General features: G+C 61.8%; 25 protein-coding genes and 1 tRNA gene. 14 read left to right on the plus strand and 12 right to left on the minus strand.

All coding sequences use genetic code 11. The annotated features are described in order from the left end of the window. The first annotated feature begins 23 nt into the window (after positions 1–23). Together ACFQJC_RS05295 and ACFQJC_RS05300 are read left to right on the plus strand one after the other, a co-directional pair. Positions 24–671: an HAD family hydrolase gene (locus ACFQJC_RS05295; protein ID WP_390222208.1), complete on the plus strand. Its 648-nt coding sequence runs from the start codon at positions 24–26 to the stop codon at positions 669–671. Positions 672–779: 108 nt separating this feature from the next. Then, positions 780–1,082, plus strand: coding sequence for an amphi-Trp domain-containing protein (locus ACFQJC_RS05300; RefSeq protein ID WP_390222209.1), 303 nt, complete (start codon positions 780–782; stop codon positions 1,080–1,082). 39 nt (positions 1,083–1,121) lie between these two features. Here the strand turns inward: ACFQJC_RS05300 and ACFQJC_RS05305 are convergent, their stop codons facing one another. After that, the gene (locus ACFQJC_RS05305) at positions 1,122–2,459 is read right to left on the minus strand and encodes a M28 family peptidase (RefSeq protein WP_390222210.1); all 1,338 of its coding nucleotides are present in this window, start codon (positions 2,457–2,459) and stop codon (positions 1,122–1,124) included. 111 nt (positions 2,460–2,570) lie between these two features. On the opposite strand from ACFQJC_RS05305, the gene ACFQJC_RS18235 reads away from it, so the two are divergent. Next, positions 2,571–2,726, plus strand: coding sequence for a DUF7563 family protein (locus ACFQJC_RS18235; RefSeq protein WP_465261374.1), 156 nt, complete (start codon positions 2,571–2,573; stop codon positions 2,724–2,726). A gap of 80 nt (positions 2,727–2,806) precedes the next feature. After that, the gene (gene pepF, locus ACFQJC_RS05310; protein WP_390222211.1) at positions 2,807–4,606 is read left to right on the plus strand and encodes an oligoendopeptidase F; all 1,800 of its coding nucleotides are present in this window, start codon (positions 2,807–2,809) and stop codon (positions 4,604–4,606) included. A 43-nt stretch (positions 4,607–4,649) separates the two neighbouring features. Here the strand turns inward: pepF and ACFQJC_RS05315 are convergent, their stop codons facing one another. Further along, positions 4,650–4,967 carry a hypothetical protein gene (locus tag ACFQJC_RS05315; protein WP_390222212.1) on the minus strand — a complete coding sequence of 106 codons (318 nt, stop codon included), beginning with the start codon at positions 4,965–4,967 and terminating at the stop codon, positions 4,650–4,652. 501 nt (positions 4,968–5,468) lie between these two features. Between ACFQJC_RS05315 and ACFQJC_RS05320 the strand changes: the two genes are divergently transcribed. Beyond that, a complete protein-coding gene (locus ACFQJC_RS05320) occupies positions 5,469–6,047 on the plus strand; it encodes a hypothetical protein (protein WP_390222213.1) in 579 nt (192 codons plus the stop codon). A 27-nt stretch (positions 6,048–6,074) separates the two neighbouring features. On the opposite strand, the gene ACFQJC_RS05325 is transcribed toward ACFQJC_RS05320, so the two are convergent. Beyond that, positions 6,075–6,518, minus strand: coding sequence for a group I intron-associated PD-(D/E)XK endonuclease (locus tag ACFQJC_RS05325; RefSeq protein ID WP_390222214.1), 444 nt, complete (start codon positions 6,516–6,518; stop codon positions 6,075–6,077). A gap of 188 nt (positions 6,519–6,706) precedes the next feature. Further along, positions 6,707–6,815: transfer RNA gene (locus ACFQJC_RS05330), tRNA-Lys, on the minus strand. Positions 6,816–6,898: 83 nt separating this feature from the next. On the opposite strand from ACFQJC_RS05330, the gene ACFQJC_RS05335 reads away from it, so the two are divergent. Then, positions 6,899–8,143, plus strand: coding sequence for a M20/M25/M40 family metallo-hydrolase (locus ACFQJC_RS05335; protein ID WP_390222215.1), 1,245 nt, complete (start codon positions 6,899–6,901; stop codon positions 8,141–8,143). Positions 8,144–8,152: 9 nt separating this feature from the next. Here ACFQJC_RS05335 and ACFQJC_RS05340 read toward each other — a convergent pair whose 3' ends face one another. Both ACFQJC_RS05340 and ACFQJC_RS05345 read right to left on the minus strand, forming a co-directional pair. Continuing rightward, positions 8,153–8,824 (minus strand): DUF7119 family protein, encoded by a 672-nt coding sequence (locus tag ACFQJC_RS05340; RefSeq protein WP_390222216.1) that lies wholly within the window; start codon positions 8,822–8,824, stop codon positions 8,153–8,155. Between the two features lie 67 nt (positions 8,825–8,891). Beyond that, the gene (locus tag ACFQJC_RS05345; RefSeq protein ID WP_390222217.1) at positions 8,892–9,071 is read right to left on the minus strand and encodes a hypothetical protein; all 180 of its coding nucleotides are present in this window, start codon (positions 9,069–9,071) and stop codon (positions 8,892–8,894) included. Between the two features lie 304 nt (positions 9,072–9,375). Here ACFQJC_RS05345 and ACFQJC_RS05350 point away from each other — a divergent pair, with 304 nt between their 5' ends. From ACFQJC_RS05350 to ACFQJC_RS05365, 4 genes are all read left to right on the plus strand, one after another. After that, complete coding sequence (locus ACFQJC_RS05350) at positions 9,376–9,696, plus strand: DUF8134 family protein (RefSeq protein ID WP_390222218.1); 321 nt, start codon at positions 9,376–9,378, stop codon at positions 9,694–9,696. A gap of 91 nt (positions 9,697–9,787) precedes the next feature. Next, positions 9,788–11,560 (plus strand): nitrite/sulfite reductase, encoded by a 1,773-nt coding sequence (locus ACFQJC_RS05355; protein WP_390222219.1) that lies wholly within the window; start codon positions 9,788–9,790, stop codon positions 11,558–11,560. Continuing rightward, entirely contained in the window at positions 11,557–11,841 is a 285-nt protein-coding gene (locus ACFQJC_RS05360) for a DUF6360 family protein (protein ID WP_390222339.1), read from the plus strand. Before ACFQJC_RS05355 ends, ACFQJC_RS05360 begins: the two co-directional genes overlap by 4 nt. 364 nt (positions 11,842–12,205) lie before the next feature. Continuing rightward, positions 12,206–13,126 carry a DMT family transporter gene (locus ACFQJC_RS05365; RefSeq protein WP_390222220.1) on the plus strand — a complete coding sequence of 307 codons (921 nt, stop codon included), beginning with the start codon at positions 12,206–12,208 and terminating at the stop codon, positions 13,124–13,126. Positions 13,127–13,195: 69 nt separating this feature from the next. Here ACFQJC_RS05365 and ACFQJC_RS05370 read toward each other — a convergent pair whose 3' ends face one another. Further along, the gene (locus ACFQJC_RS05370; protein WP_390222221.1) at positions 13,196–13,417 is read right to left on the minus strand and encodes a hypothetical protein; all 222 of its coding nucleotides are present in this window, start codon (positions 13,415–13,417) and stop codon (positions 13,196–13,198) included. A gap of 70 nt (positions 13,418–13,487) precedes the next feature. Continuing rightward, entirely contained in the window at positions 13,488–14,426 is a 939-nt protein-coding gene (locus ACFQJC_RS05375) for a DMT family transporter (RefSeq protein WP_390222222.1), read from the minus strand. Positions 14,427–14,629: 203 nt separating this feature from the next. Here ACFQJC_RS05375 and ACFQJC_RS05380 point away from each other — a divergent pair, with 203 nt between their 5' ends. After that, complete coding sequence (locus ACFQJC_RS05380; RefSeq protein ID WP_390222223.1) at positions 14,630–15,118, plus strand: Lrp/AsnC family transcriptional regulator; 489 nt, start codon at positions 14,630–14,632, stop codon at positions 15,116–15,118. Positions 15,119–15,184: 66 nt separating this feature from the next. Further along, positions 15,185–15,523: a DUF7967 family protein gene (locus ACFQJC_RS05385; RefSeq protein ID WP_390222224.1), complete on the plus strand. Its 339-nt coding sequence runs from the start codon at positions 15,185–15,187 to the stop codon at positions 15,521–15,523. Here the strand turns inward: ACFQJC_RS05385 and ACFQJC_RS05390 are convergent. Then, positions 15,520–17,277, minus strand: coding sequence for a sensor histidine kinase (locus ACFQJC_RS05390; protein WP_390222225.1), 1,758 nt, complete (start codon positions 17,275–17,277; stop codon positions 15,520–15,522). The genes ACFQJC_RS05385 and ACFQJC_RS05390 overlap by 4 nt on opposite strands. 528 nt (positions 17,278–17,805) lie before the next feature. Between ACFQJC_RS05390 and ACFQJC_RS05395 the strand changes: the two genes are divergently transcribed. Beyond that, on the plus strand, positions 17,806–18,186 hold the full coding sequence (locus ACFQJC_RS05395; protein ID WP_390222226.1) for an SHOCT domain-containing protein: 381 nt from the start codon (positions 17,806–17,808) through the stop codon (positions 18,184–18,186). On the opposite strand, the gene ACFQJC_RS05400 is transcribed toward ACFQJC_RS05395, so the two are convergent. Continuing rightward, positions 18,187–19,419, minus strand: coding sequence for an MBL fold metallo-hydrolase (locus ACFQJC_RS05400; protein WP_390222227.1), 1,233 nt, complete (start codon positions 19,417–19,419; stop codon positions 18,187–18,189). Between the two features lie 88 nt (positions 19,420–19,507). Between ACFQJC_RS05400 and ACFQJC_RS05405 the strand changes: the two genes are divergently transcribed. Further along, a complete protein-coding gene (locus ACFQJC_RS05405) occupies positions 19,508–19,801 on the plus strand; it encodes a hypothetical protein (RefSeq protein WP_390222228.1) in 294 nt (97 codons plus the stop codon). Positions 19,802–19,819: 18 nt separating this feature from the next. On the opposite strand, the gene ACFQJC_RS05410 is transcribed toward ACFQJC_RS05405, so the two are convergent. Next, positions 19,820–21,052 carry a digeranylgeranylglycerophospholipid reductase gene (locus ACFQJC_RS05410; protein WP_390222229.1) on the minus strand — a complete coding sequence of 411 codons (1,233 nt, stop codon included), beginning with the start codon at positions 21,050–21,052 and terminating at the stop codon, positions 19,820–19,822. A 178-nt stretch (positions 21,053–21,230) separates the two neighbouring features. After that, on the minus strand, positions 21,231–21,542 hold the full coding sequence (locus tag ACFQJC_RS05415; RefSeq protein ID WP_390222230.1) for a hypothetical protein: 312 nt from the start codon (positions 21,540–21,542) through the stop codon (positions 21,231–21,233). Between the last annotated feature and the right edge of the window lie 105 nt (positions 21,543–21,647).

The raw sequence follows: 21,647 nt of genomic DNA on the forward strand, positions 1-21,647 counted from the left end.
TCTTCGCCTCCGAACGCCGATTCATGTGTTACGACGCTGTTCTCTTCGACAACGACGGCATTCTGACGAGACCGACGCTGCTCGAAGTACAGCGCGAGGCCGTACGGCGGGCGTTCGAGGAGTTCGGTATCGCCCCGACGACCGAAACCGTCGATGGCGTCCTCCACGGGAGTCTCACGCAGTTGCGTCACATCTGCGACGTGCACGACGTGCCCTGTGAAGTGTTCTGGGAACACCACGAAGCACACGCCGCGGAGACGCAGCGGACGTGTCTCGAAAACGGGAGCAAACCGCTGTACGACGATATCGGCGTCCTCGACTATCTCGACCAACCGCTCGCTATCGTCAGCAACAACCAGCACGCGACTATCGAATATATTCTGGACGTGTTCGGACTCGAAGGCCACTTCGAAGTCGCCTACGGCCGCGACCCGACGATAGACGGCGCTCGCGTGAAGAAACCGAATCCGCACTACATCGAGCGTGCACTGGCCGAACTCGGCGTCGAACGCGCACTGTACGTCGGCGACAGCAACGTCGATATCGTCGCCGCCAATCGCGCCGGCATCGACGTAGCCTTTATTCGGCGACCACACCGCGACGGCTACGAACTCGCGGCCGACCCGACCTACGAGTTCGACTCGCTCGACGAACTGACCGCAGTCTGCTAATTTCGTCAGTCTCGGTGCGACTCGTGTTTCCGTTCGTTCACCGGCCCAGACTCGCACATTCATGACATTCAAACAATAGCTATGCTGAGCGGCGACGTCTGTGGTGCCATGGGAGAACTCGAAACCCAGGCCCAACTGAATCGCGGAGAAGTCGCCGCGTACCTCCGCCAGTTCGCTGACCAACTCGACGGAGAGGGCGACGTTAGGTTCGAACTCGGCGGCTATCGGGCGACGATGACGCCGAGCAATCCGGTGACCTTCAAAGTCGAAGCGGAATCGGAGTGGGAAGCCGGGAACGCCGAGACCAAACAGCGTATCGAGTTCGAGTTAGTGTGGTGGCAGCAGGCGGCGACGGCCGAAGAAGGGGCGTTGAACGTCGAACGGGAGACCAGTCGTCGAGCTAAAACGTAGGGCCGCGAGACGTCCGGGTTCGGGACCGATGACGGGGGCTTAGCCCCAGTGCTCTGGCCAGATGTCGGCCGCGCGCATCCCGACTTCGAAGTCCGCCTCGCGGAACGAGTGGGCGACCGATTCGTCGTCGAGTCGAGGGATGTCGCCTTCGGCGGCCTCGGCGGCGAGTTCGCGGACGAGCAGCGCCGTCAGCATCCCGTGTTCGCGGATGTTTCTGTCGTCTACTTTGTCGCGGGTGTCGGCGTGGGTGTGACCCCAGCCTCGGCCGCGTTCGCCGCTGTCGCTGTGGAGTTGCACGGCGGGGATGCCGGCGCGGACGAACGGCCACTGGTCGCTGAACGGGTGCGGTTCGTCCTCAATGCGAATCGGATGGCGCGTGTCGTCGGCCACGCGGGCGGTGACCGCTTCGGTCCAGTCTGAGGTGTGAGTGTAGGCGACCAAATCGCGGTATCTGCCCGCGCCGTCGATGTTGACCACGCCCGCGATTCGGTCGATGTCGAGTGTCCGGGCGAGGTGCTCGGCACCGACGAGTCCCACCTCCTCCGCGCCGACGCCGACGACGCGAACCCCGATTTCGAGGTCCATCGCGGCGAGGATTCGGGCGGCGGTGACGACGGTTGCGATGCCACAGCCGTTGTCGAGCGCGCCCTCGGCGATGTCGTGGCCGTCGTAGTGGGCGCACAAGAGGAGTTCGCGGTCGGTGTCGGGACCGACGCGGCCGACGACGTTTCTGCTCGTTCCCGGTTCTGTCGTCGCGTCGATGGTGAGTCGCGCCCGGCCGCCGCGACTCGCGTAGTCGGTGAGCCACGCGCCGGTCTCTTTGCTCACCCCTGCGGCGGGCGCGACGGCTTCCTCGTTGTATCGGAGGGCACCGGTCGGCGGGAGTTGGCCGGGGACGTGGTTCACAAAGAGGAAGCCGACCGCTCCCGAGTCGATGGCGTAGCCGAACTTCTCCATTCGGTGGACGAATCGCCCGCCAGAGGGGGTGGTCGTACTTGCGACGACGAGTGCGCCTTCCACGTCGTGGTCGTCGATTTCGGCGGGCGTCCCGTAGCCAACGTCCACGAGCGGGCCTTCTACGTCGCCGGCGGGCGCGTACGGGAGTGCGATAGCTTCGAACGTCCGTTCGTCGGGCGCGGTGAGTTCGAGCGTCGTCTCGCCGCGCGTCCAGTGTGCGAGTTCGAACTCGTCGTACGCCACGTCGCGGACGCCGGCGTCGTCGAAGGTCTGGGCGACGAGTTCACCGGCGCGTTCGTCGCCGTCGCTACCGGCCATGTGGTCGCCGATTGCGGTGAGTTGCGAGATGAACTCCCACGGACGGCCGTCGGTCCACGTCCGGGCGAACTGAGCCATTCCCTCGGGCGAAAATTCGTCCATAGTATCCACACTCGCTACCGGGAGAAGTCGGTTGCGGCGACGGAGAACGTTTATACAATTAAAAAGTTACGCACAACTGATAAGTAATGCCACGTGGTATCGCCGATAACCATGCCAAAGTGTCAAAACTGCGAATCCTTTGTCACGGAGAGTTACGTCCGGGTGTTCGCACCCGACGGCATGGAGGACCCGCGAGTGTGTCCCCACTGTGAGGACATGGTGCGCGACGGAGCGCAGGTACGGCAGGCACGAGCGACGCGCCACTGACGCCACGTTTCGCATCACGCGACTCCCCGCCGCCAATCGAGAGGGAAGGCTTACCACTCCGAGAGTGCAACCGAAGGGACATGAGTTCGGTTCCCGAGCGAAGCGACATCGACGAGGAGTACAAGTGGGACCTCGACAGCATCTACGCGTCCGACGAGGAGTGGGACGCCGCGTTCGAAGACGTGGTCGAGCGCATCCCCGAGTTGGAAGCCTACGAAGGGCAGGTCACCGAGGACCCAGAAACCCTGCTCGAACTGCTCGAAACCATGGAGGAAGTCCTCCGCGAGGTGTCGATGGTCGTCTCTTATGCGAATCTCCGAAGTAGCGAAGACACCCGCAATCAGGAGTATCAGGCCCAAGCCGCCCGCGCCGAGTCGCTCGCGTCGAAAGCCCGGAGCGCCGTCAGCTACCTCGACCCCGAACTGCAGGAACTCGACCGCGAGGAGATGCAGGCCTTTATCGACGAAGAACCCGCGCTCGAAGCCTACGAACACTACTTCGACGACGTGCTCCGTACGAAAGCCCACACCCGCTCGGCGGAAGTCGAGGAAGTGCTGGCGGACCTCTCTGATGTGACCGGCTCGCCGAGCGACATCTACTCCATGCTCGCCAACGCCGACCTCGAATTCCCGACCGTCGAGAACCCCGAGGGCGACGCGGTCGAAATCTCGCAGGGGAACTTCACCAAGCTCCAGAAACACCCCAACCGCGAGTTCCGCAAGACCGTCCACGAGCAGTTCTACGACCGCTGGGCGGACGTTCGAAACTCCGTCGGCTCCTCGCTCAAGAACAGCGTCAAGAAGGACGTAAAGATGGCGCGCATCCGCGACTACGACTCCGCCCGCGAGGCCGCACTCGACGGCCCCAACGTCCCGGTCGAAGTGTACGACAACCTCCTCGAAACCGTCCGCGACAACCTCTCGCACCTCCACCGCCACGCCGAACTCAAACGCGAGGCCATCGGTGCCGACGAGTTGCAGATGTGGGACCTCTACGTCTCGCTCACGGGCGACCACGGTCCCGAAATCCCCTACGAGCAGGCCAAGGAGTACATCATCGAAGCCGTCGAACCGCTCGGCGAGGAGTACCAAGAGCGCATGGCCGAGGGTCTCGAAGACCGCTGGGTGGACGTGTACGAGAACCGCGGCAAGCGCGCCGGGGCGTTCTCCGCGGGTACCTACGACACCCAACCGTTCATCATGATGAACTATCAGGACGACGCCGCCTCGATGTTCACCCTCGCCCACGAACTCGGCCACTCGATGCACTCGGAACTCGCCAACGACGCCCAGCCGTGGCACGACGCGAGTTACGAGATTTTCACTGCCGAAGTCGCCTCGACGGTCAACGAGACGCTGCTGACCGAGTACCTCCTCGAAAACGTCGAGGACGACGAACTCCGCGTCCACGTCCTCGACGAGTACCTCGAACGCTTCCGTTCGACCCTGTTCCGACAGACGATGTTCGCCGACTTCGAACTCCAGATTCACGAAATCGTCGAAGAGGACGGCCCGCTCACCCCCGACCGCTTCGACCAACTCTACGGCGACTTGAAGGCCGAATACTACGCCCCCGCCGAGACCGACGAGCGCATCGCCCGCGAGTGGATGCGCATTCCGCACTTCTACTACAACTACTACGTCTACCAGTACGCGACGGGCATCTCGGCGGCCGCCGCAATCGTCGAACGCATCCGCGAAGAGGGCGAAGACGCCGCCGCGGACTACCGCGAGGCACTCGCGCTGGGCGGCAGCGAGTACCCCATCGAAGTGCTCGAAACCGCCGGTATCGACATGTCGTCGCCCGAGCCAATCGAGGACGCGATGGGTGTGTACGAGTCGTTCTTGGACGAGGCGGCCGAGTTGTTGGAGCTGGAATAGTAGTTAGAAACCAGTTCTGAATTTCTTAAACTGCCCTAGAGGGTCACCCAAATTTCTTGAATACGGACTTGAGGAACAAGATTCCCAAAATACCGAGAAACACTATCCCCAATTCTGACGTGGTTCGAAGCATTTCGTTGATTGCAGGAGTGAGTCGTGGGACTACAAAAGCACCAATCGCCGCAATAACTAATCCACCTACTATCCATCTCCAATAATCCTCATCTTCAGTGATGAAAATTCCTGTATCTGGATGTTGTGGCTGGCCTGCACCGTGTTCCTGACCTCTCACACTGTTTGTAACGTACAACCCCAATAGGAGAGCGATAATACCAGAGACAAACCAACTCGGAACTTCCATATTCCAGATCATAATGTCACATGAAATAAAACAACCAGGTGGAAGACGACCCGTCGTCAGCTGCATCCATTCAATGTGTAGCTTTCAATTACTTCCCTAACACTGCCGCAACTATCGCAGCAACAATTAAGAGCGCAATCAAGGCAGCCCAAGACGCTGAAAATGCAGGGGTCGATGCCAAGGAAGATTGGATATCAACGGCAAGTGCGACCAGTGGCCCAGCGATGAGGATGAGAACAAATCCCCCAACTACGAGCCGTGGAGTAACTTGGCCCCGGTTAGTCTTGCTCGAATCGGTTTTGCTACTCTGCGTCGATGTTGATTGTAATGCCGTGTCTCTGTTGTCTGACATTGCAATTTGAGATATGTTCCGGATGCCATAAATAACGTAAAGACGTTTTACAGCCACTCTAACCCGGGTTTACGACAATCAGGGGACCCCCTTATGAGCATAAACCCCGGGGTCAACGCTTTTCTTTTCGGGTTGTTTTACAATAAGCTATGGTAGGGGTTCCTGACGAGTTCCGAGATGAGTTCGATGCTAAAGGTGAGACATTCTTCGGAATTGCTGAGTTACTATACACCAACCCTGATCGGCGTTACACCCAAGACGAACTCGCCGAGAAGATGGGGCGCTCAAACACGACAATTAGCGACCACACGGGCGATATGGTCGATAAGGATTGGCTCGACCGACAAGACGGTCAAACCACCTATGCTTGGAATTCTGATGCCCACAACCCTGCCAGCACTGAAGGGATTACCGCCGTTAGGAGGTTCTATGTGGACCTCTGGAACTTGTTAAAGAAGCACTCGGAGACGGCTCCCGGTACATTCGCCATCATGGGATTCGCCATGATTCTCGCTGCGTTTGTGGTATTTTCGTTTTTTGTTGGACTCTCGTTCGAGTTCACACAGGAGTCTGGAATTCCTCTTTTGTACTATCTCGCAATCGCCTTTGGTGCGTTTCTCACTGGGGTCATCGTGACATTCCTTTCGCCGTTGCAAGCCGTAGTGAACCGTTTGGTGTGGCGGTACACCCCAAAAATTCTAACTCAAAAGCTCCAGTCCGAAGAATAGGTCCCATTTATCAACTGGAGTGGTCAGTCATCGCTTTGCTTCTAATCTGTTGCCAACCCAATCTCTCAGCAGAAACTCGTCCGCCCAATTGATGTTAGGCGAGTTTTTTCGCGCCGTTTCCACACGTAGTCCCATCGACGTATTTGGGGCATCTTCGATGGGAATGATGTACGATTCTTGAAGCTCTGGGGCGTACACCGCGAACACGTCAATCTGACCGTCATAGCCCTCTTTACTCACAGTTCGAGTCAGTGTACCGGAACTCCGTGTTTCGAATTGGACTCTGCCATTCTCCATCCGCCCCGTTTTGACCTGTACACGGACAAATTCACCAGCGAGTTCAACAACGAAATCGTAGCGTTCGTTGTCCCCAAATGGCTGAAGAACTGTGACGCCATGGCGAGTGAATTCAAAGAGAATTGCCGCTTCACTGCACTGACCTCGTTGCTTCGGGTGGTGAATGTCGTTCATACTGTAGTCACTCATCTTAGGAGTGTGAATGACAGCCACAGAGTGAAAGTGAATGTTAGAATGTCTACCGGTTTGTCGGGTTCGTAGGAGGGACTTGAACCACGGTCGCTCACTAGCGTTCGCTCCCTGGTTCAAGTCCTCCCAGTTGCGTTCTAATACCGCTCGCTGTCGCTCGCGGATTGTAGAAACGGGCTGGGAGGGACTTGAACCCCCGACCGTCTGGTATCTTCCGAAACCACGCAAAGACGCGTAGTCCCGCTAAAAGCCAGACGCTCTGCCTAACTGAGCTACCAGCCCTCACCGGTCCTTAAGTGGGGATACTGATAAGCGTTTATTTTCGTCCCCCAAATCTCCTTGTACCCCGTTCCCGTCCCTCATATATGGACCTCAGGGACTTCGTCGATACGCTCCTTCGATTCGAGAGCACCGGCGGGGCCGAAGCCCCCGCCCAAACGTGGTTCGAGAACCGACTCACCGAGTTCGGCTTCGAAACGTACGTCTGGTCGGCCGACGCCGAACGACTCGCCGAACACCCGTCGTTTCCCGACGACCCCGAAGAGATAGACACCTACAGTCGCCCGAGCGTCGGCGGCGTCCTCGAATTCGGCGACCCCGACGCCGGGAAGACGCTCGTCCTCAACGGCCACATCGACGTGGTCCCCGCCGACGCGGAGTTGTGGTCGCACGACCCCTTCGTCCCCCAGTGGGACGAGGAAGCGGGGACCGTCAGCGCCCGCGGGGCGGCGGATATGAAATCCGGCCTCGCCGCGTGTGTCGCCGCTGCGTTCGACCTCAAGCAAGCGGTCGAGTCCGGTGACCTCGCTATCGACGGGAGAATCGTTGTCGAGAGCGTCGTCGGCGAGGAAGAAGGAGGTGTCGGCGCGGCGGCCGCGGCGCTCGACAACCCGTATCCGTTCGACCGCGACGCGGCACTGGTCGCCGAACCGACCGAGTTGACTGCGGTCATCGCCACCGAGGGGTCGGTGATGAAGCGACTCCACCTGACGGGGCGGACTGCACACGCCGCCTCGCGCTGGCGCGGGGTGGACGTGCTGCCGAAGTTCGAGACCATCCGCGAGGCCTTCTTCGACCTCGAAGCCGAGCGAACCGAGCAGGTCACCCACCCGCTCTACGACTACCCGATTCCGTGGCCCATCTGCGTTGGAAAGGTGGAAGCCGGGTCGTGGGGGTCGAGCGTCGCTGGAACGCTGACTGCGGAGTGGCGACTGGGCGTCGCACCCGGCGAGACCGTGGAGGAAGTCGAGGCGGCATACGAAGAGCGACTGGCCGAAGTCGTCGCCGACGACGAGTGGCTCAGCGAGCATCCGCCGACGTTCGAGCGGTTCTCCGTCCAGTTCGACCCCGCCGAAATCTCGCCGGACGAGCCAATCGTCGGGGCGCTTCGGGCGTCACTCCGTGGGGCGGGACTCCCAGACGAGCCGCGAGGGGCGACCTACGGAGCCGATTCGAGGCTCTACGTCGAAGCGGGAATTCCGACCGTCGTCTTCGGACCGGGGAACATCGACAACGCGCACTTCCCGGACGAGGAGATTGCGTGGGAGGAAGTCGAGACCGCGCGCGACGTGATTCGAGAGACGAGTACGGCGTTCCTTCGGTCGGAGTAAGCGTCGGATTCAGTCGAAGTACCCGTCGAGGGCGTCGGCGACGAGTTCGCCCGGATGGGTGTCTTCGAGCGAGGCGCGACGGCGGAGTTCGAGGTAGATTTCGGGGGGAAGCGAGAGTTCGAAGGTTCCGATATCGACGCCGTGGTTCGAGAGGGCCGTCGTGACCGGCGTTCCGTCGTTGACTTCGCTGGCGAGACGACGGATTTCGCGGACGGTGAGGTCAGAGTCGAGTGTCGCCCACGCGAGGTGGAGTCGGGCGTCGCCGGAGACGCGGGCGATGTGTTTTGCGGCGGTGGGTGCGATGTGCCCGCGGGCGACGTGGCGGCGGACCGACTGCGGGAGGTCGTGAACGCGTGCCCACTTTCGAATGAAAGAGACAGAGACGTCGCCGCCGGCGCGCTCGGCGGCCTCTTTGTACGAGCCGACGCCGCGGACGAGCGCGGCACAGGCGGCGGCACCCCGGAGCATGAAGACGTGGTCGTCGGTGCCGGCGGTCGCTTCGGCGAACGACCGAACCGTCCGTGCGGCCTCGGCTACGCTTTCGGGGTCGCTCGGGTCGAAACCGACCGCTTGCCGCGCACGCTCACCGGTGACCGCGGGGTCGCCGCGAACGACCGGTTCACCCACCGGCTCCTCGCGCTCGGTCGCCGTCTGGGTGCGTCGGCGTTCGTTTGGATTCATCTACGGTCGAATTACGCGTTCTGGCATAAAAGCGTCCCCCCGACTGGTGGACTTCGCGCGCATCCGATTAGTCGTCGTCGCGGGATTCGGAGAGATGCGACCAGATTTCGGTACAGCCAGCGCCGTCCTCCAGGTCTTTCAGGTGGGCCGCGGGGTCGTCCTCGACGCGTTCGTCGTCCGCGTCTCCCTCGATTGATTCCTCGTCTTCACGGAGTTCTTCGACTTCGAGTTCTGGGTTACTGGTCATTCGCTGTCCTCCGAGACGGGTGGGAACAGTTCTGGGGCTGCATCGGCGGAGACGTGCTGTCGTGCAGCTGAACGGTCATCGCTCATTACACCACCATATAGAGGGCATATGGATAAGCCAATCCGCACCTGTAAACTGCACCTCTACTCCCGGGTGCCGGAACGGGTTGCCGGTATCTTCGACGGTGGAAAGACGGGAGAATCGGCAGACAGCGGTGGATAACCGGGAGATACCACTGTCGCGCACCCCCGCGGGGATTGCGGCCGCCGTCCAACCTACGTACTCGGGGCGACGTTACACATGCATGAGCGTCTCTCTCCGCGTTCTCGACGACGGAGCGTGGGTCTCGGTGAACGATGCACGCCAGGTCAGCGTCAGCGAACTGTGGCGACTCGATGCACCGGGATTCTGTTCCTGCCAGATTCCCGATTTCGTCGTCGAGAACGTCCTTCGCGTGGGTGCCGACGGTCGAACCGTCTCCGCGAAAGTCTACGGGCAGTGTATCGCCTGCGGCGAGACGGGCGTTCCAGGCTGGGTCCCAGTCGGGCGCGTGTACGAGAACGAATTCGTCGATATCGACCGCGAGCACGTCGTACTCCCGGCGACACCGACGACTGAGGAATAACCGGCAATAAACTCCTCTTTACTGAAGCACCGGGAAGGGTTGACGGTACGCTCGGGGCCTTACGTACGGAGATAGTTGGGATTTCGTACGAATGCCCACGGACGTCGAACGCTGGAAGTCAGAGGTGTACGGAAACGAAATCCGTGAACACCTGTATCGATTCGCCGAAGAGGGATGGGACGCCATCCCGGACGACGAGCGGGATGCGTGGTTCGAGCGCTTCAAATGGTGGGGACTGTACCACCAGCGCAACGGCCAAGAGTCCTACTTCATGCTGCGTATCGGGACGCCGAACGGCCGTCTCGAACCAGACCAACTCCGCGTCGTCGGCGAGGTCGCCAAAGAGTACGCGACCGGACCCGGCACGAATCCCATCTTCGGCGACGCCTACGCCGACTTCACGACTCGCCAGTCGATTCAGCTTCACTGGATAAAACTCGAAGACGTCCCAGACCTCTTCGAGAAACTTGAAGCCAACGGCCTGTCGGCACAGCAAGCCTGCGGTGACTCGTGGCGGAACATCGTCGGCAACCCGATGGCCGGCGACGACGCCGAGGAGATCATCGACGCGTGGCCGGTGATTCAGGAACTCAACGAGACGTTCAAAGGCAACGACGACCACTCGAACCTCCCCCGAAAGTGGAAGGTGTCGGTGGCCGGGTCGGCCGACGGCTCCGGCCAAGGCGACATCAACGACCTCGCGCTCGAACCCGCCTACAAGGAAATCGACGGCGAGGAGCAAATCGGCTTCAACGTCCGCGTCGGCGGCGGTCTCGCCCGCAACGAAGAGCGCTTTGCCCGCGATATCGACGTGTGGGTCGCCCCCGACGACGCCGCCGCAGTCGCCGGCGGTCTCTCCGCGCTCTTCCGCGACTACGGCGACCGCGAGAACCGCTACAACGCTCGTATCAAGTTCCTCGTGGACGAGTGGGGCCCGGAGAAAGTCCGCGAGACCCTGCAGGAAGAGTACGTGGACTTCGAACTCGAAACCGCGGGCGACGACGTCCGCGACCAGTACACCTACAACGCGGGCGGTGAGGGCCGCAACGACCTCATCGGCGTCCACAAACAGAAAGACGGGTCGAACTTCGTCGGCCTCAACGTCCTCGTCGGTCGGATGGGCGCGGACGACGTGCTCGAACTCGCCGACCTCGCCGAAGAGTACGGTTCCGGGGCGGCGCGCCTGACCCAGCGCCAGAACGTCATCATCCCGGACATCCCGGACGAGAAGCTGGACGACTTCCTCGCCGAAGACCTGCTCGAAGACTACTCGCCTGAGCCATCGCCGTTCATGCGCGGCTCTGTCGCCTGTACGGGCACCGAGTACTGTTCGCTCTCCATCGTGGAGACGAAGAACCGGCAGGTGCGCTTCGCGCGCTGGCTGAAGGAGAACGTCGAGTTACCGGAAGGCGTCGAAGAGTTCCACATCCACCTCTCGGGATGTACGGCTTCCTGTGCGCAACCGCAAATCGCCGACGTGAGCCTCCGTGGCATGAAGACCCGCAAGAACGGCGACCCCGTCGAGGCGCTCGACATCGGTCTCGGTGGCGGTCTGGGCGAGACGCCGCAGTTCGCCCAGTGGGTCACCCAGCGCGTCCCCGTGGACGAGGTTCCGGGAGCAATCAAGAACCTCCTCGCCAACTTCGACGAGGCGCGTGAAGACGGCGAGACGTTCCGCGACTTCGTCGCCCGCCACGACGAGGACGAACTGGCGGAACTGGTCGAACCCGAAGAGACCAGCTACGAGGACCCGATGATGCACAACACGAAGCGCACGTGGTACCCGTACGCCGAAGACGACAGCCTCGATTCGAGTCCGGCCCCGACCCGCGGAGACGGCACGCCCATCACCAGCGACGACTGATGGACCGTATCCTCCGGGTCAACGCCTACACGACGTTGGACCTCCTCGACGGGAGCGCGCAGGGCCACGACTTCGAGGAGTCGGCGTTCGCCGTCTGTAACGTCACCTCCCCCCGAAAGAATCCCGACGCGGTGACGCTCGAACTCGAACTCGACGGCTCCGAACTGGAGACGCTCGCTCCGCACGCCGACCGAATCACGCTCTCCCCCGACGAAGCGCGCACGCTCGCCGCGGACCTCGAAAAACACGCCGACCGGGTCGAAGCCGCACAGAGCGACTGACTGCGGTCCCCCCTTTTCGCGTCACGCTTCATTTCTCCCTTCGTTTCGTCGCCTTTCTCCCTACTCTCTCCACATTTCGTCACTCATTCGTCCCTCATTCCATCCATCTCTCGGAGTGAGAACCACTGACACCCGTGTCAATTAATAACGTAGATTGCGATTGGATAGTAAACTATTCTGTGCGTGTGCTAGTGGTTCGTACACTCATTGGGAGAATCGCTACACATATGGTGACCCATGAGAGAATCATACCTGTGCAACAGTTGAGGCTCTATCTTCGTTGTCGCACTGCGCGTAGACCGCTCTCTACCTCCCGCGCGAAACCGGCGAATCGAACGCCGGCCACAGCGCGGGGGGTGGTTGCGTGAGTCGCCACCGGAGCCTCGTCCTCTTCGTCGCCGCCGCGGTGCTGTTCGGCACGTCCTTCGTCGGCATCAAAGCCGCCATCGGTGCCGTTCCGCCAGTGCTCTTTGCGGCCTTCCGCGTCGATGTCGCCGCCGTCGTGTTGCTGACGCTCGTCGCCGTCCGCGGCGGCTACTGGCGTCCTCGCACCCGCGGCGACGTACTCGGAATCCTCGTCAGCGGTGCGTTCGTCCTCGGCGCGAACAACGTCCTCCTCTTTCTCGGCCAGCAGAGCGCAACCTCCGGCGCGGCGGCCGTGATGTACAGCCTCATGCCCATCGCCTCGCCCGTCTTCGCCGTCTTACTCCTCAACGATGAGCGCATCTCCGGCGTCGATGCCGCCGGAATTCTGCTCGGACTCGTCGGCGTCGTCGTCATCGTCGGTCCAGAGAGCGTCCTCGGCAACGGCAGCGTCGGCCAACTGTTCGTCGTCGGCGCGGCCATCTCGGTTGCCTTCGGCTCGGTCCTCCTCAAGCGCGTGAACGCCACGATTGGGACGCTTCCGCTCACCGCGTGGGCGATGCTCGTCGCCGGCGTCAGCATCCACGCGGTCAGTCTCGGTATCGGCGAGTCGCCCGCGGCCGTCGCGTGGTCGCCGACCATCGTCGCCGCGATTCTCTACGTCGGCATGCCCGCGACGGCCGCGGCCTACCCGGTGTACTTCTCGCTGCTCGCGGAGGCCGGGCCGGTGAAGGGTAACCTCGTCGCCTACGCCATGCCCGTCGTCGCCACCATCTCCGGGTGGGCGTTCCTCGGCGAAACGATCTCGGCCGCGACGATTCTCGGCTTCTGTATCATCCTCACCGGCTTCGTCGTCATCCAGCGCGTCTCGGTCCTCCGCATCCTCGGGTGGTCGGTTCCACAGGTTTCTGAGACGGACTGACCACGCTCGCGTCGGCTCTCGGTCGCGCTCGTCTCTCTTCTCAAAAGCAGTGTTGCCGACGGCGGGAGCCTACCGAACTTCGACGCGAACGTCCGGGTCGATACCGGTAGAGCGTGCGTAGGAGAGACCACCGACGACCAGCGTGAGCACTACCGTCGCCAGCGCGACCATGCCGAGCGCGAGGTCGAACACCATCAGCGCGAAGCAGGCGACGACGAGACTCAAGACGAACCACCCCGCGACCAGCGCGAGCAGTACGTCGATTCGTCGGAGGAGTCGTTCGTCAACCATGCTCAGATATCGTCGAGACGGAGCATAAACGTAGCTAGCGCCTGACTGTCAGAGAGAAGAGACCGAGAGTTCAGACCGCGACGCGCCGCCGAACCACGCCGACGAAGCCGAGCAGCGCGTCCTTCTTGATGAGCGCGAAGCCCGCGAAGATGGCGACGAAGCCGACGAGCGTGGAGTTGCTGACGACGTGGCCGAGTAGCACCCAGCTCATCAGCGCCGCGACGACGGGTTCGAGATAGCCGATGAGGTTGAGTTCGGTCGGCCCGACGCGGTCGAGGAGTTCGAAGTAGAGGAGGAAGGCGACCGCGCCCGAAACGAGCGTCAGATAGAGGAACGCCGCGACGGCCTCGGGTACCCAGTGAATCGCCGCCATCGACTCGCCGCGGGCGAGACCGGCGACGTGGAGGATGAGACCGCCGCCGAACATCGTCCACGCCTGAATCGACTGGACTGGGAGGTCGGTTCGGAGCGGGCGCGTGAGCACCGACCCGAGCGAGAACGACGCGGCCCCGAGGAAGATGAGCGCGATACCCATCGCTTGCGAAGAGCCGAGAATCCCAGCATCGGGATTGGCGACGACGACGACGCCGGCGAATCCGGCGACGAGTCCGGCGATGCCGGTCTTGCCGAGCGAGCGGGTCGAGAGAATCGCGCTCGCAAAGGCTGCGGTGAGAATCGGCGACAGCGAGATGATGATAGACGCAATCGCGCCGGGGACGTAGTTCTGGCCGAGGTAGAGCAGCGCGTGATAGGCCGCGATGATGAACACCGCGCCGATAGCGGTCATGAGCAGTTCGTCGCGGCGCTTTGGATACCAGCGGTCGGTCGAGAAAAGGGCGTAGCCGAGCATGACGAGACCTGCGAGTTCGTAGCGGAGCGCCGCGTAGGTCAGCGTGGGGAAGAACTCCAAGCCGACTTCGATGGCGACGAACGACGTGCCCCACATCGCCGCGAGCGCGACGAACATGAGACCGGTCGTCGGAATATTTCTCCAACGTGTGAGCGACATTGTTGAATCTGTTTCAAGACTCACAGACCCACGTAGTTAAAGCCTTCTACAATAGAAACATTATAGATTGTATTTTTCGTTTAGTTTTTTCCCAAAGTTCGAACCCTGATGAACAATCACACAGATAGTGAAATCGCGGGTGAGCGGTTTCGATGCGAGTTACAGCACAAGAACTTACAATCGTGCCCGCGCGCAGTGTGAGTATGGACGAACGTGACGTGCGCCTGTTGAAGGCCATCGCGGACCTCGGAACTGGGAGTCCCGAGAAGTTGCACGAGGAGACGGGGATTCCCGTCTCGACGATTCACTACCGACTCAACAACCTGAAAGACGACGGCGTCATCGAGAACGACCTCTACGATATCGACCTCGAAGCGTTCGGACTCGGCGTCACCGTCGTCATCGAAGTGCTCGCCGACTACTCCGGGTCTTACGAGTCCGTCGGGAACAAACTCCTCGAAATCGAAGGCGTCACACAACTGTACTTCACGATGGGCGAGACCGACTTCATCGTCGTCGCCCACCTCGCCGACTCCGACAAGGTCGAACGACTCATCGGCAACTTCGAAGCCATCCCGGAGGTCGAACGGACCAACTCGACGTTCGTCATCTCGACGATGCGCGACAGTCATCGCGCGCTGCAGAGCTACACCCTCGAAACGTTGCTGGACGAGTTGGGTATCGACGACTGACCACTCGAAGTGGTCGAAGGCCGACGCGCGAGCTAGTTTTTCCCCCCGCGAGCACGTATCTGAACCATGGTCAACGACGTTGCGAGCGACGTGGCCACCGACCGCTACGCTCCTGCAGACGCCGAAGTCCCCCACGACCACCTCAGAGTGTGGCTCGTCGAGCGAACGTACTCCGACGACGAACAGAACGTCATCATCCTCGTCTACGCGACGACCGACGGCGCGTACTATCACCGAAAAGAGCGGTCGCTGACGAGCTTTGAATCAGACGTTCGAGACACCTACGCCGCCATCGACCTCCCTGCGACCGGGTTGGGCGAGGTACGCGACGCCGAGACACGTGAGTCCTACGCGGAGACGGCGCGGGAGATGGCGGCGACCCACGACCCGACCGACACCGTCTAACTCGACGGCGACGCCAGCGGCAGTTCGACGATGACGACGCTTCCGGTCGGTTCGTTGTCTTCGATGTGGACCCTCCCGCCGAACGACTCGACGAGCAAGTTCACGAGATAGAGTCCGAGTCCGGTCCCGGTGCTGTCCAGCCCGTGTTCTCCCTTTCCGAAGACGACTTCTTTTCGACTGTCCGGGATTCCCGGACCGTTATCGGACACGAAGACACGAACGTGGTGGTCGTCCTCCGTCGCCGAGACGGTGACGACGGGGTCGTCCTCGGTGTGCTGGACGGCGTTGTTGAACAGGTTGCCGAACACCGAGGCGAGAAGCGGGTTCGCCCGGACCATCACGTCGGGGATGTCGCCGTCAACCTCGAACTCGGCGGTCGAAAACGCCTCTGTTCGAACCGCGAGTTCCCTGTCGATGGTCTCTTTGAGCGAGACGGGCCGGGTCTCGGTGACGCCGCCGCTCATCGTCTCGATGAGGTCGCGGGCGACTTGCGTGATTTCGATGGTGTGACGACCCGTCGAGAGAATCCGGTCGAGCACCTCGCGGCCGTCGTCGTCCACGTGGTCTTCGAGATACTCGGCCCACCCGACGATGACTGCCATGTCGTTTCGAATGTCGTGGCGGATGATTCGGTTGAGCGCTTCGAGTTCCTCGTTCGCCCGCTCTAACTCCTTTTCGCGGCTTCGTCTGGCCGTGATGTCTTGGACCGTCCCGCGGATAGCGACGATTTCGCCGCGCTGAATCACCGGCTCGCCCCACGTTCGAACCCACCGTTCATCCCCGGATGCGGTGACGATTCGGAACGTATCTTCCCAGAGAATCCCCTCGGTTCGACACCGTTCGACCAGCGACTTCATCGTCTCACGATGCTCGGGGATGTAGAACTCCAGTGCCTCTTGCAACGTCGGTTGGGAGTCTAACGGGAGGTCGTGGATGCGCTTGGTCTGGTCGGTCCATTCGAGCGTCTCCGTCTCGAGGTCGAGTTCCCAGCCGCCGACTTTCGAGATGCACTGCGTTCGCTCCAGTAGCTCGCGGTTTCGTTCGAGGTCACGTTTCCGTGTCCGTTCTTCGGTCACGTCTTCGATTGTCGAGATGAACCGTCGTTCCCCGGAAATCGTGGCGGTGGTTAGACTCACGTGGAGCCAGATGCCGTCCCCGTCTGGGTGTTCGTACGAACTCGTGAACTCGTATTTCTCGGAGCGCTCGCCGTCGAACAGGTCTCGAATCGCCGACGCAGACATGTCCGGCACGTCGGGGGCCGCACTCAGGTCCGTCGAGAAGGTCGTACAGAGCGTCTCCTCGTCGAGACCGAGCGTATCGACGTACTTGTCGTTGATATCGATGAGCGACAGCGTATCGGCGTCACGGACCGCCACGCCAACGTCTACGGCGTCGAACAGCGCACGGTGGTCAACCGAGCCGACGGTGTTCCGAGCGGCGTCGTAAACCACCTCGCCGATGTGTTCGAGTTCTTCCTGTGAAGGGTCCGTCCGCATGAACGAGACGACCGGGGTGTCCTCGGTTCGGAGCGTCGAGACGAGTCGCTCTCCCGACTCATCGACCATTCGCGTCGAGACGACCGTACAATCGACGCGAGCGGAGTCGAGGTAGTTCCGAACCGTCTCGGCGCTTCCGGCAGTCGAGACGTGCACGTCGAGCGATGACTCACCGACGACTTCGGGAAGGGAGATCGCTAACTTGTCGCGGACCGTCGGGACCGTATCGGCGACGACGATGTTCAATCTCCCAGTCATAGTGTAGCGATGGGCCGGGCGGTGAATTGTAAATCGGAGACGACGGCCGGCTGACGTGCGTTCGTGGCGGGAAGTCGTCGTGAGACCGATGGGGATGCGAGCTTGTCACCGGTGAGCGGTCGCTCTCCCGAAGGCTGTACGCGAGGAGCACTCCTGCCCTGCGCCAACGCAGTAGCCGCAGCGAGTAAACGATACAAACTGTGTACCCACTCGAAGGGCGACCCATTAACAGTTCGTCCTAAAATATCGATTCTGAGAACAAGACTCGAACGCACCGAATTCTGGTGTTTTGAGAGAACACAGCTGATAATTAGAGAACGACCGATGGACCGAACTCGGCTCCGACTTCCAATCAAAAAAGGACGACAGGACGTTCGGAATACGCTCGGGACGGTACCACCTCCACCTCGCTTTCGATTCGAAACTTTCCCCGCATGCCAGCGCCAGTTTCGCAACCACAATCCCGGTAAACTGAGCGCGCGTATCTCTAGACGAGAATCGGCACCCCGTCGATTCGGAGGTTCACTCATGACGACGACACAGACCAACTCGACACGACTCGTTAGTATCGTCCTCCTCGCGTTGGCGGCGCTCTTCGTCCTTCCCATGCTCATCGGGATATTCGGCTTCGGCGGCGGGCCGATGGGATGGGGTGGCGCGTGGATGCACGATACGTGGATGCACGGCGGGACGCAAACGGGCGTCCCGTGGTGGATGTGGGGGATGGGCATTCTCGGTCAGCTGCTCGTCCTCGCCGTCATCGTCGGCGGCGGACTCCTCGCGTTCCGCGCGCTCGGTGGCGATGACGAGGGCGACGACGCACTCGACGAGCTGCGCCGGGCCTACGCCCGCGGCGACATCGACGACGACGAGTTCGAGCGCCGACGCGCCCGTCTCGAAGAGACCTGATTAAACTTCGACGACTTCGCCCACGGCGGGTGCCGTGGCGTCGTACCCTTCCGCTCGGAGTTCTTCGGCGAAGGCCGCACAGCGGTCGCCGTGGTTGATAAAGAGCCTCGAACCGCGGTAGTCGTCGAGGAAAGAGAGCAGGCCGTGTCGGTCGGCGTGGGCCGAGAAGTCGTACATCTCCGCGCGGGCGGCGACGGGGACGACGCCGCCGTTGAGTTCGCACCGCCCGCGTTCGACGAGTTCGCGGCCGGGCGTGCCCTCGACTTGATAGCCGGTGAGACAGACTTTGTTCGTCGGGTCCTGGCGAATTTCGGGGATGTACGTCATCGCCGGGCCGCCCGAGAGCATCCCGCTCGTGGTGACGATAACCGTGTTCTGGCGGGCGATACGTCGCCGCTGACCGTCGCGGCCGGAGACGATTCGAGCGTTCGACTTGGCGCGCTTGAGCGCGTCCGGGTCGCGGACGTACTCGGGGTGATTTCTGAGCATTTCGAGGACGTACGTGCCCATTCCGTCCACGTAGCAGTCGATGTCGTGAGCGTCGAGGACCATCAGTAGTTCCTGCGTGCGACCGATGGCGAACGCCGGCACGACGACGGTGCCGCCCTCCCAGACCGTCGTCCGCACCGACTCGACGAAGCGTTCTTCGACCGAATCTCGGTCCTCGTGTTCCACGTCGGAGTAGGTGGACTCGCAGATGACCACGTCCGCCTCGGGGCGGTCGGTGGTTCCCGAGACCAGACGTTGATTGTCGGTGTGGAAGTCGGCGGTGTAGAGCAAGCGCGTCTCGCCGTCGTCGATGAGGACGTGGGCACTGCCGGGGATGTGACCGGCGTTGTAGAAGGTCACCTCGTGGCCGGCCGCTTCGAACGTCTCGCCGTAGCCGTGCGGGGCGGACTGCTGTGTCATCCGGCGGATGTGCGTCTCCGTGAAGGGACAGTCGTAGGTTCCACCCTGAAGCTTGAGCGTGTCGCGCGCGAGCGTGAGCGCGAGTTCGTACGTCGGTGGCGTCCAGTGAATCTCCGGCCAGTGGTCGCCGGAGAGGAGCGAGGGGACCGTCCCGACGTGGTCGAGGTGGCCGTGAGAGACGACGACGGCCTCGGGGGAGACCGACCCGACGGGGAACTGTGGCGGATTGCCCGTCAGCATGCCGTAGTCGAGCAGGAGCGAGTCGTTGACGAGAATCGCGCTCCGGCCGACTTCCCCGGCCCCGCCGAGGAACTGAAGTTGCATTGGGGAGTCCTACCGACTCTGGCGGCTTTTGTCCGTCGGTCGGCACGTGCGGAGGTGGCCTTTTTGCGATACGACTCGACGGAGAGCTATGAGCGACGACGTGGCACGACTGCTGACCGCGCTCCACGACCATCTCGCCCAGACGGCGACCCGTCCCGTTCGGGAAGACGCGAGTCGATGGCTCGGCGAAGCTCAAGCCGTCGCCGGCGACCTCGCGGTCGGCGAGACGCCGGCTGATGCCGTGCTTCGGACGCGACTCGGCCACGTCGAACACCTCCTGTCGAACGTCGGTGAGACGGAAGATTCGGTCGCGGATAACCACGTCGCGGCCGCGAACGCGGCGCTCGCGGAGATTTTGAAGACGCTCGACGAACGCGAATGAGAGAAGAGACGGACGGCGTTAGTTACTGAACCAGTCTTTCGCCGTCGAAGCGAGAATCGAGAGGTCTTCGAACTTGAGGAGACGGAGCATGCCGAGCAGCGAGCCTTGATTCGCGGATTCGAGTTGGTCTTCAGAGTAGTTGTGAAGGCTGGAGATGAGCGAGTCGTAGCGTTCGTTGGAAGTGCGGTAGAGCATCTCGGTCATGAACAGACGCTTTTTCACCTTCGGTGCGACTCGGTCGTGCCAGAGTTGGTCGTAAATCTTGAGTTGCGATGCGGACGTGTCGCGCTCGCTGTGGGTGAGCACGCGGTCCGCGGTGGCCGCGGCCATCCGACCCGAGCGCATACACTTGTCGATGCCCTCGCCCCACAGCGGGTCCACGGTCGGCACGGTGTCGCCGATAGCCATGAAGTTGTCCGTGCTCATGCGAGTGGGGAGTTGGATGTGCGCGGAGCCGCGGTGTTGCTTGCCCGCGATGCGTTCGGCGTTCTCGAAGCGCGGGTCGGTATCGACCCAGTACTGGAGGTAGTCGTCGATGGTGAATCCGGTTCGGGCGTTGTCGCGGTGGCCCTGATTCTGGATGTAACAGACGCCCACCTTGGCCGTGTCGCCGCCGGTGTGGAAAATCCACGAGTAGCCGCCGGGTGCGAGGTCGTGGTCGAGACGAAGCATCATCGTGTCCGTCAGGTCGGCGTAGCCGTCGGCGTCGATGTCCATGCCTTCGAACTCGTACTCGATGCCGATGGCTTGGCGCTCGCGCTGGAGGTTACAGACGCCGAGTTTCTTGGCGAGTGGGGCGCTCGGGCCGGTCGCGTCGATGACGATGTCGCCGTAGACTTCCTCGTCGCCGTTGTAGCGGACGCCGACGATTTCGCCGCCCTCCATGATTGGCTTCGAGACGCGCGCGTCGAAGTAGTACTCCGCGCCGTCGGCCTCGGACTCCTCGACCAGCCAGTTCTTGAAGTCGGCGAATTCGAGGACGGCACCGGGTTGATGGCGTTTGAAGTGGTGGTTCGGCGATTCGAGCACCACGTCGTCGGTGAAGTTCATCACGACCTCGTCGGGAATGTTGAACGAGGCCATCGTCGAGGGGAACGTCCCGGCCGTCGATTTGTTACTCCGCGAGGGGAACTCGTCCCGAGATTCGGTCTCGAGGACGCACACGTCGTAGCCGCGTGATGCGAGGTCTCGCGCCGCTTGTCCACCCGCGGGGCCTGCACCAGCAATAATCACATCGTATCGGTCTGTCATAGTAGAGTAAGCATCACTAGGAGGTTTGGTCGTACGCGTTACTCGTAATATTCTAGAACAAGTGTGTAATCTGCTTTGGTTTTACGCAGCGACGGATTGTGAGGTGTTTTCCGGAGCGTAGTACGGCTGAGATGGTCCTAAAACGCGAAAGACGAGTGAGAAAACCTGAACGTCCGACCTACGCCTTGGGGAAGCGTCTGACGCGGAACTCCTCGTAGCCACCGTAGGCGACTTCGAGCGCGCCGAGCCACCAGTTCCAGCGCGTCGCGGGCGTTCCGCGAGGGGCGTCTTCGAGATTGGAGACGATTTCTTCGACCGTGAGCGGGATGCCGCGGTCACGTATCGCCTGTCCCGAATCGGCCAAATCACGGGCCTGCCGGGCGACGATTCGCCGTTCGTCGTCGGTGCCGCCGAAGACGGCGAGTGCCTCGCGGAGCGCACGCTCGTCGAACTGGTCGTCGAAGTCGTCGTGCGCGTCTGTAAACGTCACATCCTCCCTATGGGTGCGAGGTAGAAGAACTCGGTGGCAGGGGGCACGAATGGCCGCAAAAGCCACCGCGAGGTCCAACCCGCCAGCCCGAGGTCCAACTCGCCA

It is taken from the genome of Haloferax namakaokahaiae, from assembly GCF_042663225.1.
Classification (GTDB): domain Archaea; phylum Halobacteriota; class Halobacteria; order Halobacteriales; family Haloferacaceae; genus Haloferax; species Haloferax namakaokahaiae.

Coding starts and splice junctions, on each gene's coding strand:
- ACFQJC_RS05335 (WP_390222215.1), top strand. CDS start 6,899: ATGGACCTCAGGGACTTCGTCGATACGCTCCTTCGATTCGAGAGCACC.
- ACFQJC_RS05385 (WP_390222224.1), top strand. CDS start 15,185: ATGGTCAACGACGTTGCGAGCGACGTGGCCACCGACCGCTACGCTCCT.
- ACFQJC_RS18235 (WP_465261374.1), top strand. CDS start 2,571: ATGCCAAAGTGTCAAAACTGCGAATCCTTTGTCACGGAGAGTTACGTC.
- ACFQJC_RS05355 (WP_390222219.1), top strand. CDS start 9,788: ATGCCCACGGACGTCGAACGCTGGAAGTCAGAGGTGTACGGAAACGAA.
- ACFQJC_RS05300 (WP_390222209.1), top strand. CDS start 780: ATGGGAGAACTCGAAACCCAGGCCCAACTGAATCGCGGAGAAGTCGCC.
- ACFQJC_RS05295 (WP_390222208.1), top strand. CDS start 24: ATGTGTTACGACGCTGTTCTCTTCGACAACGACGGCATTCTGACGAGA.
- ACFQJC_RS05410 (WP_390222229.1), bottom strand. CDS start 21,052: ATGACAGACCGATACGATGTGATTATTGCTGGTGCAGGCCCCGCGGGT.
- ACFQJC_RS05305 (WP_390222210.1), bottom strand. CDS start 2,459: ATGGACGAATTTTCGCCCGAGGGAATGGCTCAGTTCGCCCGGACGTGG.
- ACFQJC_RS05320 (WP_390222213.1), top strand. CDS start 5,469: ATGGTAGGGGTTCCTGACGAGTTCCGAGATGAGTTCGATGCTAAAGGT.
- ACFQJC_RS05340 (WP_390222216.1), bottom strand. CDS start 8,824: ATGAATCCAAACGAACGCCGACGCACCCAGACGGCGACCGAGCGCGAG.
- pepF (WP_390222211.1), top strand. CDS start 2,807: ATGAGTTCGGTTCCCGAGCGAAGCGACATCGACGAGGAGTACAAGTGG.
- ACFQJC_RS05345 (WP_390222217.1), bottom strand. CDS start 9,071: ATGACCAGTAACCCAGAACTCGAAGTCGAAGAACTCCGTGAAGACGAG.
- ACFQJC_RS05325 (WP_390222214.1), bottom strand. CDS start 6,518: ATGAACGACATTCACCACCCGAAGCAACGAGGTCAGTGCAGTGAAGCG.
- ACFQJC_RS05380 (WP_390222223.1), top strand. CDS start 14,630: ATGGACGAACGTGACGTGCGCCTGTTGAAGGCCATCGCGGACCTCGGA.
- ACFQJC_RS05395 (WP_390222226.1), top strand. CDS start 17,806: ATGACGACGACACAGACCAACTCGACACGACTCGTTAGTATCGTCCTC.
- ACFQJC_RS05315 (WP_390222212.1), bottom strand. CDS start 4,967: ATGGAAGTTCCGAGTTGGTTTGTCTCTGGTATTATCGCTCTCCTATTG.
- ACFQJC_RS05405 (WP_390222228.1), top strand. CDS start 19,508: ATGAGCGACGACGTGGCACGACTGCTGACCGCGCTCCACGACCATCTC.
- ACFQJC_RS05400 (WP_390222227.1), bottom strand. CDS start 19,419: ATGCAACTTCAGTTCCTCGGCGGGGCCGGGGAAGTCGGCCGGAGCGCG.
- ACFQJC_RS05370 (WP_390222221.1), bottom strand. CDS start 13,417: ATGGTTGACGAACGACTCCTCCGACGAATCGACGTACTGCTCGCGCTG.
- ACFQJC_RS05375 (WP_390222222.1), bottom strand. CDS start 14,426: ATGTCGCTCACACGTTGGAGAAATATTCCGACGACCGGTCTCATGTTC.
- ACFQJC_RS05390 (WP_390222225.1), bottom strand. CDS start 17,277: ATGACTGGGAGATTGAACATCGTCGTCGCCGATACGGTCCCGACGGTC.
- ACFQJC_RS05350 (WP_390222218.1), top strand. CDS start 9,376: ATGAGCGTCTCTCTCCGCGTTCTCGACGACGGAGCGTGGGTCTCGGTG.